The following is a 16,250-nucleotide window of genomic DNA, read 5'->3' on the forward strand; positions in this document are numbered from 1 at the left end:
CGCCCCATGCCGGCAAGCGATTGCAAGCCCATGCTTCAGGGAGTGTCGCCGCGCAGCGGAAACGCCGGTACGGGCGAGGGACGCCCGGCGATCAATGCCGCGATGATGTCGGCCGAGCCGCAGGACAGGGTCCAGCCCAGCGAGCCGTGCCCGGTGTTGAACCACAGGCCGTCGACGCGTCCGCGTCCGATCACCGGTACGTAGGACGGAGTGCACGGGCGCAAGCCGGCCCAGGGCTCGGCCTGCGTGGTGTCGCAGGCGCCGGGGAAGAGGTCATCGATCCACGCCAGCAGTGGCGCGGTGCGCGACGCATCGGGGCTGGCGTCGAATCCGCAGATCTCGGCGGTGCCGGCCACGCGCAGCGTCTCGCCCAGGCGCGAGGCCACCAGCCGGCGCGACTCATCGGTGAGGCTCACGATAGGTGCGCGCGCGGCGTCGATCACCGGGGCGGTGACCGAATAGCCCTTGACCGGATAGATCGGCAGGCGCTCGCCCAGCGGTGCCACCAGCGCCGGCCCGAAGCTGCCCAGACACACCACCACCGCGTCGGCCGCGAGCACTCTTTTGCCGGCAGCGTCGCGCACGCGCGCGCCAAGCACTCTTTCGCCGGCGGTGTCGATGGCTTCGACCGTGGTTTCGTAGTGAAAGCGAGCTCCACGCGCGGCTGCCAGTTCCGCCAGGGCGCTCGTGAACAGGCGCGCGTTGCCCGACTCGTCATCCGGCGCGTGCAGACCGCCCGCCAGGCGTGGCATGACCGTCGCCAGCGCCGGGTCGATGTCCACGCACTGCTGCGGCGAGACGACCTCGGCGCGGATGCCGTGCGCGGCCAGCAGGCCGAGGCGCGCACGCGCCTCGGTCACTTCACGAGCGGTGTATTGCAGGTGAAGGATGCCGCGCGTGCGTGCCTCGTACTCGATGCCGGTGGCCTCGCGCAGTGCGCGCAGGCGCTCGCCGCTGTGCACGGCCAGCGCGGCAATCGCGTGGGCGTTGCGGCGGTGGCGCGCCGGCAGGCATTCGCGCAGGAAAGCCGCCAGCCATCGCCAGCGCGCCGGGTCCAGCCCGATGCGCAGGCGCAGCGGCGCCTCCGCGCGTCCGATCGAGCGCAACGCGATCAGCGGCGCGGCCGGGCTGGACCACGGCTCGGGGTGGCTGATCGAGATCTGTCCGCCGTTGGCGAAGCTGGTCTCGAGCGCCGCTGCCGGCTGGCGGTCGACCACGTCGACCTCGAATCCGGCTTGCAACAGCGACCAGGCGGTGGTGACGCCGGTCACGCCCGCGCCGAGAACCAATACATGCATGTGACTGACGGAAAAGGAATTGTTTGTGCGCCGAGACGCCCAGGCATGGCGCGCATGCGGCACGAGGCGGCGTACAGCACTGGTGAGCGAGCCGCTCAGGGCCGATAATTCTATCCTGTTCAAACCCACCCCGCCTTGCCGGGACCAGCATGGAGCCTCACATGGCACGCGTCACCCTCACCCAGCACCTGATCGAACAACAGCGCGCCGGCCGCATCAACGCCGATCTGCGGCTGCTGATCGAAGTCGTCGCAAGGGCGGTCAAGGCCATCAGCGTGACCATCTCCAAGGGTGCGCTGGCCGACGTGCTCGGCAATGCCGGCAGCGACAACGTGCAGGGCGAAGCGCAGAAGAAACTCGACGTGCTCGCCAACGAGATCCTGCTGCAGGCCAACGAGTGGGGCGGACACCTGGCAGCGATGGCCTCCGAAGAGGTCGAAGAGGTGCATCAGATCCCCTTCGACTATCCCAGGGGCGGCTACCTGCTGCTGTTCGATCCGCTCGACGGCTCGTCCAACATCGACGTCAACATCTCGGTGGGCACGATCTTCTCGGTGCTGAAGAACCCGCCGGGGGAGGGCGAGCCGAGCGAGGCCGCCTTCCTGCAGCCGGGGCGCGATCAGGTCGCCGCAGGCTACGCGCTGTACGGCCCGTCGACGATGTTCGTGCTGACCATCGGCGACGGCGTGCATGGCTTCACGCTCGACCGCGAGATGGGCAGCTTCGTCTACACCCATCCGTTCATGACCGTGCCGCACGAGACTTCCGAGTACGCCATCAACGCATCCAACTATCGCCACTGGGAGCCGCCGATCAAGCGCTACATCGACGAACTGGTGCAGGGCAAGGACGGACCGCGTGGGCGTGACTTCAACATGCGCTGGGTGGCGGCGATGGTGGCCGACGTGCACCGCATCCTCACGCGCGGCGGGGTGTTCATGTACCCGGTCGACGCCAAGTGCCGCGACAAGGGCGGGCGCCTGCGCCTGATGTACGAGGCCAGCCCGATGGCGATGATCATCGAACAGGCCGGCGGCGCGGCCAGCACCGGGCGCGAACGCATCCTCGACGTCATCCCGCAAAAGCTTCACCAGCGCGTGCCGGTCGTGCTGGGCTCGGCCGCCGAGGTCGAACGCGTCGAGGAGTACTCCCGCCAGGGCTGAGTGGCGTCCGGGCGGCCAGGAGGGGCAATGCCTGATCGAAGCGTCGCCCGGCTGCTGTGCATCGAATCCCCGCCGGCAGGCACGCGCGCCGCGATCGATGGCGCGTTGCGTCCGCCCGAGAGCGAGTATGTCGCGGCGCTGCTCGCCGCGTGGGCTCCGTCGCCGGACGAAGTGGCGCGTATTGCCGAGTTGGCGCCGCGGCTCGCCGCTGCCCAGCGTATGCGCCGCATGCGCGCCGGAGGCGTGGACGCGCTGATGCGCGAGTTCTCGCTGTCGAGCGACGAGGGGCTGGCGCTGATGTGTCTGGCCGAAGCGCTGCTGCGCGTGCCCGATGCCGCGACCGTCGACCGGCTGATCCGCGACCGCCTCGCTGCGGGCGACTGGCGTGCCCACGTGGGCCACGATCCCTCGCTGTTCGTCAACGCCGCCGCGTGGGGGCTGCTGGCCGGGCGCAGGCTGCTCGCGCCGGCCGATGAGCACGGTCTGGCGCGCGCGCTGCACGAGGCGCTCGCGCGCGGCGGCGAGCCCCTGCTGCGGGGCGCGATGCGCGGTGCCATGCGTCTGCTCGGCGAGCGCTTCGTCGTCGGCCGCGACATCGGCGAGGCACTGCGCCGCGCCGCGCGGGCACGCCCCTGTCTGTACTCCTTCGACATGCTCGGCGAGGCGGCCATGACCGATGCCGATGCGCGCGTCTATCTCGCCGCCTACCTGGCTGCCGCGCGGGCGATCGGCGAGGCGGCTGGCGCGCGTCATTGCGACGAGAGCGACGGCATGTCGGTCAAGCTCTCGGCGCTGTCGCCGCGCTACGTCTGGTCGCAGCCCGAGCGCCTGCGCGAGGAACTGCTGCCGCGCCTCGCCTCGGTATGCCATGTCGCGGCCGAGGCCGGCATCGGCCTGGCCATCGACGCCGAGGAGGCCGACCGGCTCGAACCCTCGCTCGATCTCTTCGAGGCCCTGCTGGATGACCCGCGACTGGCTGGCTGGGACGGCCTGGGCTTCGTCGTACAGGCCTACCAGAAGCGCGCGCCGGCGCTTGTCGATCGTCTGGTCGAACTGGCCCGCATGCGCGGGCGGCGCATCACGGTGCGCCTGGTCAAGGGGGCGTACTGGGACACCGAGATCAAGCGCGCCCAGCTCGACGGCGTGGACGATTACCCGGTGTTCACGCGCAAGGCACATACCGACCTGTCGTGGCTGGTGTGCGCGCGCCGACTGCTGGCCGCGCGTGCCTGGCTGCGTCCGCAGTTCGCCACGCACAACGCGCACTCGGTCGCAGCCGTGCTGGCCATGGCGGGGGACGCGCGCGACTTCGAGTTCCAGTGCCTGCACGGCATGGGCGAGGCGCTCTACGACGGCCTGCTCGCCGAACCCGATGTGGCGCGAACGGTGCGCGTTTACGGGCCGGTGGGCAGTCACGAGACGCTGTTGCCCTATCTGGTGCGGCGTCTGCTCGAGAACGGCGCCAACAGCAGCTTCGTGCATGGCATCGTCGATCCCGGCGTGCCGCTGGACACCCTGCTCGCCGACCCCGCCGAGTGCGCGCGCGCCGCCGGTGGTCGGCCGCACCCGCGCATCGCAACTCCACCCGACTTGTATGGGCCGACACGGCGCAATCCGTCAGGCATCGATCTGGCCAGTCCCGGCGTGCGTGCCTCCCTCGCGGCACGGGTCGCAGCGGAGCTGGGTCGTCGCCATGTCGCCTCGCCGCTGCTTGCCGTCGAGCATGCGGGCGGACCGCGCCGCACGGTGCGTAATCCGGCCGCCCTTGGCGACGTCGTGGGCGAGGTCGAGGAATGCGTGCCGGACGCCGTGCCGACCGCCGTAGAGGCCGCGCTGCGCGAAGGCAGGGAGTGGGGGGCGGTGCCGGCGACACGGCGCGCGGCCGTGCTCGAGGCCGCCGGTGACGTGCTCGAGGCCGACGCCGGGCGGCTGCTGCCATTGCTCGTGCGCGAAGCCGGCAAGACCTGGCACGCGGCCATCGCCGAACTGCGCGAGGCCGTCGATTTCTGCCGCTACTACGCCAATGCCGCACGCGCGCTGGACATGGACGCGCGTCCGCTGGGTGCGGTGGTGTGCATCAGCCCGTGGAATTTCCCGCTGGCGATCTTCACCGGGCAGATCGCCGGCGCCCTGGCGGCCGGCAACGCCGTGCTCGCCAAGCCGGCCGAGCAGACGCCGCTCATCGCCTTCGCGGCGACGCGTGCGATGCATGCGGCCGGCGTGCCGCGTGCCGCGCTGCAACTGCTGCCCGAGAAAGGCGCGACGGTGGGTGCGGCGCTGGTGGCCGATGCACGCATCGGCGGCGTGCTGTTTACCGGTTCGACGGCCACCGCCGGTTCGATCCGCCGGGTGCTCGCCGCGCGCGACGATGAACCGTTGCTGATCTGTGAGACCGGTGGACAGAACGCGCTGGTGGCGGACTCGACCGCGTTGCCCGAGCAGCTCGTGGCCGACGTGATCGCCTCGGCCTTCGATTCGGCCGGCCAGCGCTGCTCGGCGCTGCGCCTGCTGTGCGTGCAGGAAGACATCGCCGACCGCGTCCTGGAGATGCTGCGCGGCGCAGTGGCCGAGCGCGTGCTGGGCGATCCGCGCGACGCGCGCACCGACATCGGACCGGTCATCGACGCCGCTGCGCGCGACCGCATCGAAGACTGGATCGCGAGTGTGCGCCGCCGCGGTCTCGACGTCTGGCGTGCGCCGCTGCAGGTACCCGACGGCGGCCATTTCGTCGTACCGACGATCATCGCGATCGACGATCCGGCGCTGCTCGCCGAGGAGCACTTCGGGCCGGTGCTGCATGTGCTGCGTGTGCCCGCCGACGGCATCGAAGCGGCCATCGAGCAAGTCAACGCGCTCGGCTTCGGGCTGACCTTCGGCGTGCACAGTCGCATCGGGACGAGCGTTGCGCGCTTCGCCTTGCTCGCGCGCGCCGGCAACGTCTACGTCAATCGCAACATCGTCGGCGCCGTCGTGGGGGTGCAGCCGTTCGGCGGGCACGGGCGTTCCGGCACCGGGCCCAAGGCCGGCGGGCCGCTGTACGTGCCGCGCCTGGCCCGCGGCGCGGGGCTGCCGGCGCTCGATTTCGCGCGTGCGCCGCAGCTTTCGCAGGCATTTACCGACTTGCTCGACTGGATCGCATGCGGCTCCGGTGCCTTGGCGTCCGACGCGCGCGGCGAGTTGCTCGTGGCCGGCCGCGTCTATGCCGCCGAGACCCTGTCAGCGGGCGAGTTGTCCCTGCCCGGACCGACCGGCGAGGATAACCGCCTGTACTTCGTGCCGGTGGGTGTGGTGACGTGCGTGGCCGCGCACGCGGGCGCACTGCTGCACCAGATGCTGGCGGCCTTCGCCGGCGGCAACGAGGTGCGCGTCGCGCGCGATGCGATGTCCGCCCGCGTGCTCGCATCGCTTCCGGCGACGGTGGTCCGTGGTGCCGCGCACGGCGACGATGTGCGCGATTGTGCGGCGGTATTGTTCGACGGACCGGACGCGCTTGCGCGCCAGTGGCGCGAGCGGCTGGCGACGCTCGATCCGGCGCCCGAACTGCTGCGCCCGCGGCCGCGCTATGCGCTCAACCGTCTGGTGCGCGAGCGCTGCGTCAGCATCAACACCGCCGCGGCCGGTGGCAACGCGGCCCTGTTCGCACTCGGCGGCGGCGCATGATGCGCCAGCACGCGCCGGCCGCCGGTAGAATGTCGGCCATGCGAGTCCATCCCGTCTTCCTGCGCTGCCTCGCCGTCGCGCTGATCCTTGCCGCGTCGGGCGCCGTTGCCCAGCCCGCGCCCGGCGACCAGGCGCCGCTCCAGGTCACGCTCGAGGCGCCCGAGGGGGTACGCGCGCTCCTGCAACGTCATCTGCGCATCCTGCGCGTCGAACAGGCCGCTCCGGAGCGCACCGCCGACCGGGTGGCCCTGCTGCGACGCACGCGCCGCGACGTGGAGCAACTGCTCGCCACCGAGGGCTACTTCTCTCCGGCGGTCCGTTTCGAGCGCGACCACGAGGTGCGCTGGCGCATCGAAGTCGATCCCGGCGTGCAGGCCACCATCGACGAGGTCGAACTGGAGTTCGCCGGCGATCTCGCCGGTGACGGCCCCGACCGCGCGGCCCGGCGCGATTCGCTGCGTTCGGCCTGGCCGCTGCGCGCCGGTCAGCCCTTCCGCCAGTCGGCCTGGGATGGCGCCAAGCAGCAACTGCTCTACAGCGTGTCGGTGCGCGACTATGCTGCCGCACGCATCGCCGACAGCCGCGCGGCGGTCGACCCGGCCACCGCTTCCGTTCGTCTGCACGTCACCGTCGACTCCGGCCCGCCGTTTCGCATCGGCGAGCTGCGCGTGAGCGGTATCGAGCGCCTGCCCCCGGAACTGGTCGAACGCTACAGCACGCTCGAGCCGGGCGAGCGCTTCGATCAGGACCGCCTGCTGGCCTTCCAGAGCGAACTCCAGGCGGTGCCGCAGTTCGCCTCGGTGGTGGTCGACATCCCGCGCGACCCGGCGCTCGCCGATGCCGTGCCGGTGGATGTGCGCATCGTCGAGGCGCAGACGCGCCAGCTCGGTTTCGGCGCGGGCTTTTCGACCAACACCGGTGCGCGCGTGGAAGCCACCTGGCGCGACGTCAATTTCCTCGACCGCGCCTGGGAACTGAACACCGGTCTGCGCATCGAGCAGCGCCGCCAGACGCTCTACGCCGACGTCTTCCTGCCGCCGGCCTCCGGCGGCTATCGCGACAGCTTCGGCGCCGTCATCGAGAGCAGCGACATCGAGGGCCTGCAGCAGTCGCGTTACGCCTTCGGCGCGGTGCGCAGCCATGTGCGCGGCGACATCGAGACCGCGCTGGCCCTGCGTTACCAGCGCGAGACCCTGGACCCCAAGGGCGGCGAGGAGACGCGCACCACGGCGCTCACCGCCAACTGGAGCTGGACGCAGCGCAAGGTCGACGACATGCTCGACCCGCGCAGTGGCTATGTGCTGCATGGCGAGATCGGCGGCGGCGCCAAGGCCGTGCTCTCCGACCAGGACTTCCTGCGCCTGTACGGGCGGGCCGTGCGCTACCAGCCGGTGGGCATGCGCGACGTATTCATCCTGCGCGGCGAACTGGGCGCGACGCTGGCCGACAGCCGTGACGGCATCCCGCTCAACTTCCTGTTCCGCACCGGCGGCGCGCAGTCCGTGCGCGGCTATGCCTACCAGAGCCTGGGCGTGCGCGAAGGCGCGGCGACCCTGGGCGGGCGCTACATGGCCGCGGTCAGCGCTGAGTACGTGCACTGGTTTCGCGAACAGTGGGGCGTGGCCAGCTTCGTCGATGTCGGCGACGCGGCCGATTCGCGCGAAGACTTCGACCCCAAGCTGGGCGTCGGCGTTGGCGCGCGCTGGCGCAGCCCGGCCGGCCCCATCGCGCTGGATCTGGCCTGGGGCCACGACGAGCGCGACCTGCGCGTGCACTTCGCGGTGGCCGTCGCGTTCTGATGCGCCGCGCCGCTGCCCGGCAATCGGGCGCCGGTGGCAAGGCGTTCAGGCTCAGCCACTTGCGGCGTCAATCCCCGTCTTGTCCACAGGCTTGCCCACGGAAAGTGGGGATGGAATCGACCGTGCCGCGTCGGCAAGTGTCCGGGCCGCGATCAACTCACGACGCGCCGCGGTCGGCGTTCCGGCGCATGGCCTGACGTCTGCGTACGATCCCCGACAGCCCGACCATGCCCAGCGTCGCCAGCATCGCCACCGGACTGAGCGCCGGCACCGGCACGACCGCCGATGCGGCGAGCAGCAGATGCAGCGTGCTCTCCTTCTGGATGTTGTAGTCTTGCAGGGTGCGCCCGTCCTCCAGCGCCTTGCCGGCGAAGATCAGCCTCTGTTGGTCGGGCGGGATGCCCTCCTTGTCCTGGATCTTCTGCTTGACGTTCTCGATGGTGTCGCTGGGTTCGACCTCGAGCGTGATGGTCTTTCCGGTCAGGGTCTTGACGAAGATCTGCATGGGCGTGGCCGCGTGGGTGTCGGCCACCATGGCCGCTCATGTGGCAATCATGCCACGTTGGCGATAGACGCCGAGGCGTGTTGTTGGCTATATTCGCCCGGCCTGCGTGGACGTTTCAGACCGGGCGCTCGCGCAGCATCGGAGATGCCAGGCCGAAGCGCGACGATTCCTGCGGAAGTGTGGCCGGCGTCAAGAATGCATGATCGCCACGTGCGCCTCCGTCATCCAACGGAGTCCGGGCTGTCGTGCCGGACGCCACCTTAGCGAGAGGTGCGTCATGCGTCACATGCGTCGGGTTTGCGGCAGTTTCGTGGTGTCAATTCTGTTGTGTGTTGCCGGGAGCGCATTCGCGCAGGGTATTCCGGCCCCGGCGGCGATGACGCCGGGCGATCTGATCGACGGCGACACTTTTTACGTGATGTTCGTCACGTCGACCACCCATCCCGGCAACCTCGCGACCGCGGCCGACTACGACGCCGCCGTCAATGCCGCCGCGCAGTCTTCCGGCTTCTACGGCACTGATGACTCCTCGCTCACCGGCCAATGGCGCGCCTTCATCGGCCACGACGACGGCACCAACCGCGCGGATGTCGTCGGTGGCGCCGCGCCGATCTACCGCATCGACGGCACGCGCCTGGCCAACAACCGGGCCGATCTGCTCGATAACACGATTGCCGCGACGGTCAGCGTCACGCAGCAGGGTGGCGCGCCGGGATCCGTCTTCGTCTGGACCGGCATGAATGCCACGGGCGCGACGTCCTATGGTTTGGGGGCGATCGATCAGTCGAGGTACGGGCAGTCCAACTTTACTGACACTACCTGGTTGGACGGAGGCGGGATAACCCCCAACGGCCAGAACTATCACGTCTACGCCGTCTCTCCCCTGCTGCGCGTGGGCGCACCCGCCGCCGCTGCGCAAGTCACGCCGGTACCCGTGATGTCGCCCTGGGGGGCGGCGGCGCTGGTCGCTGCGCTTGCCGGTGTCGTGGGCTGGCGCCGACGCAGCGCCACGCGGAGTTGAACCCGGCGCCTGTGCCGCTAGCACTGCGGGTGAGGTACGCATCGGGCAGCTGGCGATCCGCCTTGGGTCGCACGGATGCAGGACGCTCAAGTCATTCGGTGGCGTGATCCGTGCCGTCGCCGTGTCCGTCGTTCGCTTGCGCGGCATGCGGCGTCAGGCCAGGAAAGCGCGTGCCGGCATGGTCGATGTGGCAGCTTTGACAGGCGCGGGTCATTTCCTGGAACCATAGCCGCTGCAGGGTGGCGTCGTGGTGTTCGCCTGCCTGCGCCAGATTCCTGGCGAGAACGTGGAAGGCGCGGTCGGCCGCGATGAAGCCGGCGGGCAGCTTGGCGCCGAGTTCCTCGCGCTGCGCGGCGGACAATTCCTGCTTGAGCACGAAACTGTCGTGGATCTTTCGGGCTTCATCGGACACGGTCGCATGATCTCCGCTGACGACTGCAGTGTGGATGCGGCCCATTGCCTGTGCCATGGCCTGCATTTCCGCAATGATCAGCGCGCGCGTGGCGGGGGAGAGTTCGGCTGTCGCCGGCGGTTCCTGCGGTTCCGCGGCAGCCGCGACCATCGGAAAGAGCATTGCCGCGAGCAGTGCTGAAAATCGTCTGTTCATGTGTCGTCTCCCTTGCTGTGCAATCCGGGGTCGATCACCCGATCGGACCTCGTCAAAATGATCGTGCCACGATAGCTTGGCACTGCGTCCTATTCAATCGAGGCTTCGTCCCTCGCCGGCCTCTTCGTGGGTCACTCCATCGCGGATGTGATAGATGCGTTTGAAGGTCGGGATGATCTTTTCGTCGTGTGTGACGACGATGATGGCAGTCTGGAATTTTCGAGCCATGTCGTTGAGGATGCGAATCACCGCCATGGCACGCTCGGAATCGAGCGGGGCGGTGGGTTCGTCGGCGAGGATCACGGGCGGACGATTGACCAATCCGCGCGCGATGGCGACCCGCTGCTGCTCGCCTCCGGACAGTTGCGCCGGCATCGCGCTGGCCCGATGTTGAACATCGAGTGCGGTGAGCAACTCAATTGCCTGCGCGCGCGACTTCCCGTTGGGCACGCCGGCGAGCATGGGCAGCAAGGCCACGTTGTCGGTGACGTCGAGAAACGGGATCAGATACGGCGCCTGGAAGACGAAGCCGATCTTGTCGCGTCGCAGGGCGCGCAGGTCGCGCACCTTCCAGCCATCGTCGTAGATCACTTCATCGCCAAGCGTCATGCGACCGGCGCTCGGGCCGATCACCGCGCCCAGGCATTTGAGCAGGGTGCTCTTGCCCGAGCCGGAGGGGCCGATCAGGCCGACCACCTCGCCCGGAGCCACCTGCATGTCGACGCCCTTCAGGGCGTCGACGGCGGTGTCCCCCTTGCCGTAGCGCTTCTTCAGGCCCTCGATGCGAATGCCGTTGCCATTCATGTCAGCCCCCTATGGCTTCGGCCGGGTCGACCTTGAGCGCCATGCGGATGGCGACCAGGCTGGCAAGCACGCAGATCACGAGTACGGCGAAGAAGCCCACGATCGAGTCGCTTGGCATGAGCAGCACATATTTGGGAAATAGCGGTGCCGAGAACGTGGCGGTGATCTTGCCGACCACGAAACCGATCACGCCCAGCGCGAGCGCCTGCTGCATGATCATCGCGGCGATGCTGCGGTTGCGCGTGCCGATGAGCTTCAACACGGCGATCTCGCGGATCTTGTCCATCGTCAGTGAGTAGATGATGAAGGCGACGATCGCCGCGCTGACGATGGCCAGAATCGCCAGAAACATGCCGATCTGTTTGGCCGAAGTGGCGATCAGCTTGCCGATCAGGATGCCTTCCATCTGGGCGCGGGTATAGACCGTCAAGCGCTGCCAGCGGCGGATGGATTCGGCGACCTCGTCCGCGACGTACCCTGGCCGAAGCGTGACCAGAACGGCATTGACGAAGGTGTTGGTGCTCTGTGAATCAATCACCGCATCGAGCAACCCCGGCACTGCCGGTCGGTTGAAGGCCGGGTTCGCCGTGGTGCGACGCCGGCTTTGCAGAATCGCGTCATTGTCCTTGAGGAACTGCGCTTCCTGGGCATCCTTGAGCGGAATGAACAGCATCGGGTCACCGCTGGACGAAACCATGCGCCGTGTCAGTCCAACCACCAGGTAGTGATTGCGGCGAATCGAAACGCGGTCTCCCAGCTTGAAGCCGGAAGCGATATCGGCCACCGCCTCGTAGTGGCTGCGCGTGATCTGGCGTCCGGCGACGAGGTAGGGGGGCCATCCGGGAGTGGCCCCCGGCTCACCGGGTGCGATTCCGACCACCATGATGCGCACGTCGCGCTCGTCCTTGCGCACCTGCATGGTCAGGTAGGTTACGTTGGCTGCCCGGGCGACGCCCGGCATGGCAAGGAGGCTGCGGTACGTGTCGTCGTTCAGGCTGGAGGACTCGGCATAAGGTCCCAGGGTGTCTTTCTGCACCACCCACAGATCGGCGCCGCTGTTGTCGAGCAAGGCCTTGCCATCGTCGACCATGCCGCGATATACGCCGGCCATGATCAGGGTCACGCCGATCAGCAGCCCCAGGCCGATGCCCGTGAACACGAACTTCCCCCAGGCATGGAGAATGTCGCGGCCGGCAAGGCTGATCATTTCGCGCTGCCCGGGATGCGATCGACGATATGGATGCTGCTGCGCGATGTCAGAGCTTTTTCGCTATAGACGACGATCTGGTCACCTACATCCAGCCCTTCGCGCACTTGCAGGTAGCCATCCAGATCGGATGTGCCCGCAGTGATCGGCGTGAAGGCCAGGTCAGCGTCGACGACCCGCCACACACCTATCCGGTTGTCCTCACGGCGCAGCGCGGCGTTGGGGATCGTCGCGGTGGCCGCCTGCGCAGGCAGTTCGATCGTGACTTCGGCCAGTTCTCCCAGCGGCGGCAGGGGCCGGGGGAGGGAGTCGAAGACCACCTTGGCGAGAATCTCTTCGGTCACCGCATCGGCCTTCGGTTCCACGCGCAATACTCGGCCCTTCAGGGTCTCGCCCTCGCGCGAGCGCAGCTGGATCCAGGCCGGCAACCCGGCGGTCAGCCCCGCCGCGCTCATCTGGTCGAATCGCACGTTGATCCACAAACTGGCGGGGTCGATGATCTCCACCACGGTCTGCCCGGCGACAACGGTGGTGCCCGGGTCTGCATCCCGCGCGGCCACGATGCCGTTGCTCGGCGCAACCAAGCGCAGGTTGTTGCGCTGCGCGACCAGGCCTTCGTGGTCGGCGCGCGCGCGAGCGAGTTCCTCCCGGGCGCTGGACAGCGCGGCTTCGGCTACCCGCAATTCCTGCTTCTTCGCGGAAAGCAGCTCTTCGCTGCTCGCGCGCAATGCGAACAGGTCCTCGTAGCGGCGCGTCTGGCTTTGCGCGTAGTCCCTGCGGACTTGCGCCTCGTGCAATTGCGCTTGCGCGCGTTTGACGGCCGACTCCCGCGAGCGCACCTGATCGTCGAGATCCACCGGATCCATCTCGCCCAGCGTCTGGCCGGCCTCCACCTTGTCGCCGACATGTACGGCGAGGTGTTCGACGCGGCCCGCAAACGTGGGTCCGATCTTGTACGTGTAGCGCACGTCGGTGATGCCGATGCCAAAGAGCCTCGGCGTGATGGGCCGTGCCTGCACAGTCTCGACCGTCACCGCAACCGGGGCCAGTGGGCCGGACTTCAGACCGACATAGATGAAGAGGCCGAGCAAGGGGACGATGACGGCCAAAAGGGCCAGAGTTCGGCCTTGCAGAGGGAGCTTTTTCATTGCGAAGCCTCGATGCCGCGACGATAGATCGCAAAGACGCGTGGCGCGTCGCTGAGCATGCGCGCGACGTCTCCCGCCAGCATCGACTGCATGACCAGTCCCTGGACCGTGCCGATGAACAGCGTCGCCGCCGCCTCGCGGTCGAGATTCCGGGACAGCTCACCGCAGGCCTTGCCCTGCTCGAGCAGGACGTGCAAGCGTTCTGCGTAGCGCTGGATCAACGTCTGAGCCATGCGTTTGGCGGGGGTGGATTCGGCGCGCTGGAGTTCGCCAAACATCATTCTCGGTACGCCGGGGTGCTCCACCACGAACGCGACGTGAGTCATGAACATCGCCTCGAGCGCTGCCAGCGGTGACTCCATGCCTTGCGCGGCGCGATCAATCCTGTGCAGCAGGCGCTCCGCGACCCACTCCATGACCGCCTGCCAGATGGCCTCCTTGTTCGGGAAGTGCCGAAAGAGCGCCCCCTGGGTCAGATCCATGTGCTTCGCGATCGCCGCCGTGGTGATCTCGCTGGGATTTCGTGAACCCGCAAGCTTGACGACAGACTCGATCGTGACCGCACGACGTTCGTCGGCCGGCAGATTCTTAGGATGATCGGACATCACGAAGCCTGAAAGATAGTAATCAATTACTATCTTTTCACGCCTGCCGGAAAAAGGGAAGGCGCAAACCTGCGTCGCTGCGCAAGGAGATGTCGTTGATCGTTGAACTCGAGAGCGTGATCCCAGCGACGACAAGGCCTTCCGAGGCTCTCAACTGTTCGACACTAAGCGAGAACCAGTTCAGAACTAAGTGAGGCTCGACAGCAGGCATGATGAGCCGGGACTCTCAAATTCAACGATCAAAACTCTCAACTTCAACCATCAACGACAAAACGACACCTCGCGCGACTTGAAATCCGCCTCTCGTGCCCCTATTATCAGCACTCGTCGACGAGGAGTGCTAACAGCGGCTTCTCCGTCGATCCCCGGTAACTACGTTTCGCGGGCATCCGGCCTGCGTGACTTGAACCCGTACAGGAGTGAAACAGATGAAGATCCGTCCCTTGCATGATCGCGTGATCGTCCGGCGCCTCGAAGCCGAGCGCAAGACTGCTGCCGGCATCGTGATCCCCGATTCGGCCGGCGAGAAGCCGGACCAGGGCGAGGTCGTGGCGGTCGGCAACGGCAAGATCCTCGATGACGGCAGCGTGCGCCCGATGGCCGTCAAGGCCGGCGACCGCGTGCTGTTCGGCAAGTACGCCGGCCAGACCGTGAAGGTCGAGAGCGAAGAGCTCCTCGTCATGCGCGAAGAAGACATCATGGGCGTCGTCGAGGCCTGAGCGCCCGCGAGTCGCCACCCGAAACGAATCAAGGAGTCCATTCCATGGCAGCTAAAGAAGTGAAGTTCGGCGATGCCGCGCGCGACCGCATGGTCAACGGCGTCAACATTCTGGCCAACGCGGTCAAGGTCACCCTCGGTCCCAAGGGCCGCAACGTCGTGCTCGAGCGCAGCTTCGGCGCACCGACCGTGACCAAGGACGGCGTGTCCGTCGCCAAGGAAATCGAACTGAAGGACAAGTTCGAGAACATGGGCGCGCAGATGCTCAAGGAAGTCGCGTCGAAGACCTCGGACGTGGCCGGTGACGGCACCACCACCGCCACCGTGCTGGCCCAGTCCATCGTGCGCGAAGGCATGAAGTACGTGGCCGCCGGCATGAACCCGATGGATCTCAAGCGCGGCATCGACAAGGCAGTGATCGCCGTCACCGACGCCCTGGCCAAACTGTCCAAGCCGTGCTCGACGAGCAAGGCCATCGCTCAGGTCGGTTCGATCTCGGCCAACTCCGACGCCGACGTCGGCCAGATCATCTCCGACGCGATGGACAAGGTCGGCAAGGAAGGCGTGATCACGGTCGAGGACGGCAAGTCGCTGTACAACGAACTCGACGTCGTCGAGGGCATGCAGTTCGACCGTGGCTACCTCAGCCCGTACTTCATCAACAACCCGGATCGCCAGATGGCGGTGCTGGAAAACCCGTTCGTCCTGCTCTTCGACAAGAAGATCTCCAACATCCGCGATCTGCTGCCGGTGCTCGAACAGGTGGCCAAGTCCAGCCGTCCGCTGCTGATCATCGCCGAAGACGTCGAAGGCGAGGCGCTGGCCACGCTGGTGGTCAACAACATCCGCGGCATCCTCAAGACCTGCGCTGTCAAGGCGCCGGGCTTCGGTGATCGCCGCAAGGCCATGCTCGAGGACATCGCCGTGCTGACCGGCGGCCAGGTGATCGCCGAGGAAGTCGGCCTGACGCTCGAGAACGCCACGCTGGAGCAGCTCGGCCAGGCCGCGCGCATCGAAGTGGGCAAGGACAACACCACCATCATCGACGGCAACGGCTCCGCCGACAACATCGAGGCCCGCGTCAAGCAGATCCGTGCGCAGATCGAGGAAGCCTCCTCGGACTACGACCGCGAGAAGCTGCAGGAGCGTGTCGCCAAGCTGGCCGGCGGCGTGGCCGTGATCAAGGTCGGTGCCGCGACCGAAGTCGAGATGAAGGAGAAGAAGGCCCGCGTCGAGGACGCGTTGCACGCCACGCGTGCCGCCGTCGAGGAAGGTATCGTGCCGGGCGGCGGCGTCGCGCTGCTGCGCGCTCGCTCGATGATCGGCGAGCTCAAGGGCGCCAACCCGGATCAGGACGCCGGCATCAAGATCGTGCTGCGCGCACTCGAGCAGCCGCTGCGCGAGATCGTCTCCAACGCCGGTGACGAGCCTTCCGTCGTGGTCGCCAAGGTGCTCGAGGGCGAGGGCAACTTCGGCTACAACGCCTCCACCGGCGAGTACGGCGATCTGGTCGACATGGGCGTGCTGGACCCGACCAAGGTCGAGCGCACCGCGCTGCAGAACGCCGCGTCGATCGCCGCGCTGATGCTCACCACCGACTGCATGGTCGGCGAGCTGCCGGAAGAGAAGCCCGCGATGCCCGACATGGGCGGCATGGGCGGCATGGGTGGAATGGGCGGCATGGGCGGCATGATGTAATCGTCCGCGCACCGCGC

At 67.8% G+C, this 16,250-nt stretch carries 13 protein-coding genes; 6 read left to right on the forward strand and 7 right to left on the reverse strand.

The features are described from left to right. Window positions 1–35: 35 nt before the first annotated feature. Window positions 36–1,298: a D-amino acid dehydrogenase gene (locus tag C0099_RS03715; RefSeq protein ID WP_102246198.1), complete on the reverse strand. Its 1,263-nt coding sequence runs from the start codon at window positions 1,296–1,298 to the stop codon at window positions 36–38. A 161-nt stretch (window positions 1,299–1,459) separates the two neighbouring features. On the opposite strand from C0099_RS03715, the gene C0099_RS03720 reads away from it, so the two are divergent. From C0099_RS03720 to C0099_RS03730, 3 genes are read left to right on the forward strand one after another with little or no spacing between them, the layout of a single operon-like run. Further along, a complete protein-coding gene (locus C0099_RS03720; RefSeq protein WP_102246199.1) occupies window positions 1,460–2,461 on the forward strand; it encodes a class 1 fructose-bisphosphatase in 1,002 nt (333 codons plus the stop codon). Window positions 2,462–2,488: 27 nt separating this feature from the next. Then, window positions 2,489–6,121 carry a bifunctional proline dehydrogenase/L-glutamate gamma-semialdehyde dehydrogenase PutA gene (putA, locus tag C0099_RS03725; RefSeq protein ID WP_102246200.1) on the forward strand — a complete coding sequence of 1,211 codons (3,633 nt, stop codon included), beginning with the start codon at window positions 2,489–2,491 and terminating at the stop codon, window positions 6,119–6,121. A 38-nt stretch (window positions 6,122–6,159) separates the two neighbouring features. Beyond that, on the forward strand, window positions 6,160–7,920 hold the full coding sequence (locus C0099_RS03730; protein WP_408634113.1) for an autotransporter assembly complex protein TamA: 1,761 nt from the start codon (window positions 6,160–6,162) through the stop codon (window positions 7,918–7,920). A gap of 157 nt (window positions 7,921–8,077) precedes the next feature. Here C0099_RS03730 and C0099_RS03735 read toward each other — a convergent pair whose 3' ends face one another. Continuing rightward, on the reverse strand, window positions 8,078–8,455 hold the full coding sequence (locus C0099_RS03735) for a ubiquitin family protein (protein ID WP_199797649.1): 378 nt from the start codon (window positions 8,453–8,455) through the stop codon (window positions 8,078–8,080). Window positions 8,456–8,702: 247 nt separating this feature from the next. On the opposite strand from C0099_RS03735, the gene C0099_RS03740 reads away from it, so the two are divergent. Then, the gene (locus C0099_RS03740) at window positions 8,703–9,446 is read left to right on the forward strand and encodes a hypothetical protein (protein WP_123785213.1); all 744 of its coding nucleotides are present in this window, start codon (window positions 8,703–8,705) and stop codon (window positions 9,444–9,446) included. Window positions 9,447–9,537: 91 nt separating this feature from the next. On the opposite strand, the gene C0099_RS03745 is transcribed toward C0099_RS03740, so the two are convergent. The 5 genes from C0099_RS03745 to C0099_RS03765 form a co-directional block, all read right to left on the reverse strand. Further along, the gene (locus tag C0099_RS03745; protein ID WP_123785214.1) at window positions 9,538–10,053 is read right to left on the reverse strand and encodes a hypothetical protein; all 516 of its coding nucleotides are present in this window, start codon (window positions 10,051–10,053) and stop codon (window positions 9,538–9,540) included. Between the two features lie 93 nt (window positions 10,054–10,146). Next, window positions 10,147–10,857, reverse strand: a complete 711-nt coding sequence (locus C0099_RS03750; RefSeq protein ID WP_102246204.1) for an ABC transporter ATP-binding protein — start codon at window positions 10,855–10,857, stop codon at window positions 10,147–10,149. A 1-nt stretch (window position 10,858) separates the two neighbouring features. Then, the gene (locus C0099_RS03755; RefSeq protein ID WP_102246205.1) at window positions 10,859–12,064 is read right to left on the reverse strand and encodes an ABC transporter permease; all 1,206 of its coding nucleotides are present in this window, start codon (window positions 12,062–12,064) and stop codon (window positions 10,859–10,861) included. After that, on the reverse strand, window positions 12,061–13,212 hold the full coding sequence (locus tag C0099_RS03760) for an efflux RND transporter periplasmic adaptor subunit (RefSeq protein ID WP_102246206.1): 1,152 nt from the start codon (window positions 13,210–13,212) through the stop codon (window positions 12,061–12,063). Before C0099_RS03760 ends, C0099_RS03755 begins: the two co-directional genes overlap by 4 nt. Then, window positions 13,209–13,817, reverse strand: coding sequence for a TetR/AcrR family transcriptional regulator (locus C0099_RS03765; RefSeq protein ID WP_102246207.1), 609 nt, complete (start codon window positions 13,815–13,817; stop codon window positions 13,209–13,211). The genes C0099_RS03760 and C0099_RS03765 overlap by 4 nt, the downstream gene beginning before the upstream one ends. A 428-nt stretch (window positions 13,818–14,245) precedes the next feature. Here C0099_RS03765 and groES point away from each other — a divergent pair, with 428 nt between their 5' ends. Further along, entirely contained in the window at window positions 14,246–14,536 is a 291-nt protein-coding gene (gene groES, locus C0099_RS03770; RefSeq protein ID WP_102246208.1) for a co-chaperone GroES, read from the forward strand. A 44-nt stretch (window positions 14,537–14,580) separates the two neighbouring features. Continuing rightward, window positions 14,581–16,233 carry a chaperonin GroEL gene (gene groL / locus C0099_RS03775; protein WP_102246209.1) on the forward strand — a complete coding sequence of 551 codons (1,653 nt, stop codon included), beginning with the start codon at window positions 14,581–14,583 and terminating at the stop codon, window positions 16,231–16,233. Window positions 16,234–16,250: the final 17 nt, after the last annotated feature.

This window comes from Pseudazoarcus pumilus, from assembly GCF_002872475.1.
Lineage (GTDB): Bacteria > Pseudomonadota > Gammaproteobacteria > Burkholderiales > Rhodocyclaceae > Pseudazoarcus > Pseudazoarcus pumilus.

Coding starts and splice junctions, on each gene's coding strand:
- C0099_RS03715 (WP_102246198.1), bottom strand. CDS start 1,298: ATGCATGTATTGGTTCTCGGCGCGGGCGTGACCGGCGTCACCACCGCC.
- C0099_RS03720 (WP_102246199.1), top strand. CDS start 1,460: ATGGCACGCGTCACCCTCACCCAGCACCTGATCGAACAACAGCGCGCC.
- putA (WP_102246200.1), top strand. CDS start 2,489: ATGCCTGATCGAAGCGTCGCCCGGCTGCTGTGCATCGAATCCCCGCCG.
- C0099_RS03730 (WP_408634113.1), top strand. CDS start 6,160: ATGCGAGTCCATCCCGTCTTCCTGCGCTGCCTCGCCGTCGCGCTGATC.
- C0099_RS03735 (WP_199797649.1), bottom strand. CDS start 8,455: ATGGTGGCCGACACCCACGCGGCCACGCCCATGCAGATCTTCGTCAAG.
- C0099_RS03740 (WP_123785213.1), top strand. CDS start 8,703: ATGCGTCACATGCGTCGGGTTTGCGGCAGTTTCGTGGTGTCAATTCTG.
- C0099_RS03745 (WP_123785214.1), bottom strand. CDS start 10,053: ATGAACAGACGATTTTCAGCACTGCTCGCGGCAATGCTCTTTCCGATG.
- C0099_RS03750 (WP_102246204.1), bottom strand. CDS start 10,857: ATGAATGGCAACGGCATTCGCATCGAGGGCCTGAAGAAGCGCTACGGC.
- C0099_RS03755 (WP_102246205.1), bottom strand. CDS start 12,064: ATGATCAGCCTTGCCGGCCGCGACATTCTCCATGCCTGGGGGAAGTTC.
- C0099_RS03760 (WP_102246206.1), bottom strand. CDS start 13,212: ATGAAAAAGCTCCCTCTGCAAGGCCGAACTCTGGCCCTTTTGGCCGTC.
- C0099_RS03765 (WP_102246207.1), bottom strand. CDS start 13,817: ATGTCCGATCATCCTAAGAATCTGCCGGCCGACGAACGTCGTGCGGTC.
- groES (WP_102246208.1), top strand. CDS start 14,246: ATGAAGATCCGTCCCTTGCATGATCGCGTGATCGTCCGGCGCCTCGAA.
- groL (WP_102246209.1), top strand. CDS start 14,581: ATGGCAGCTAAAGAAGTGAAGTTCGGCGATGCCGCGCGCGACCGCATG.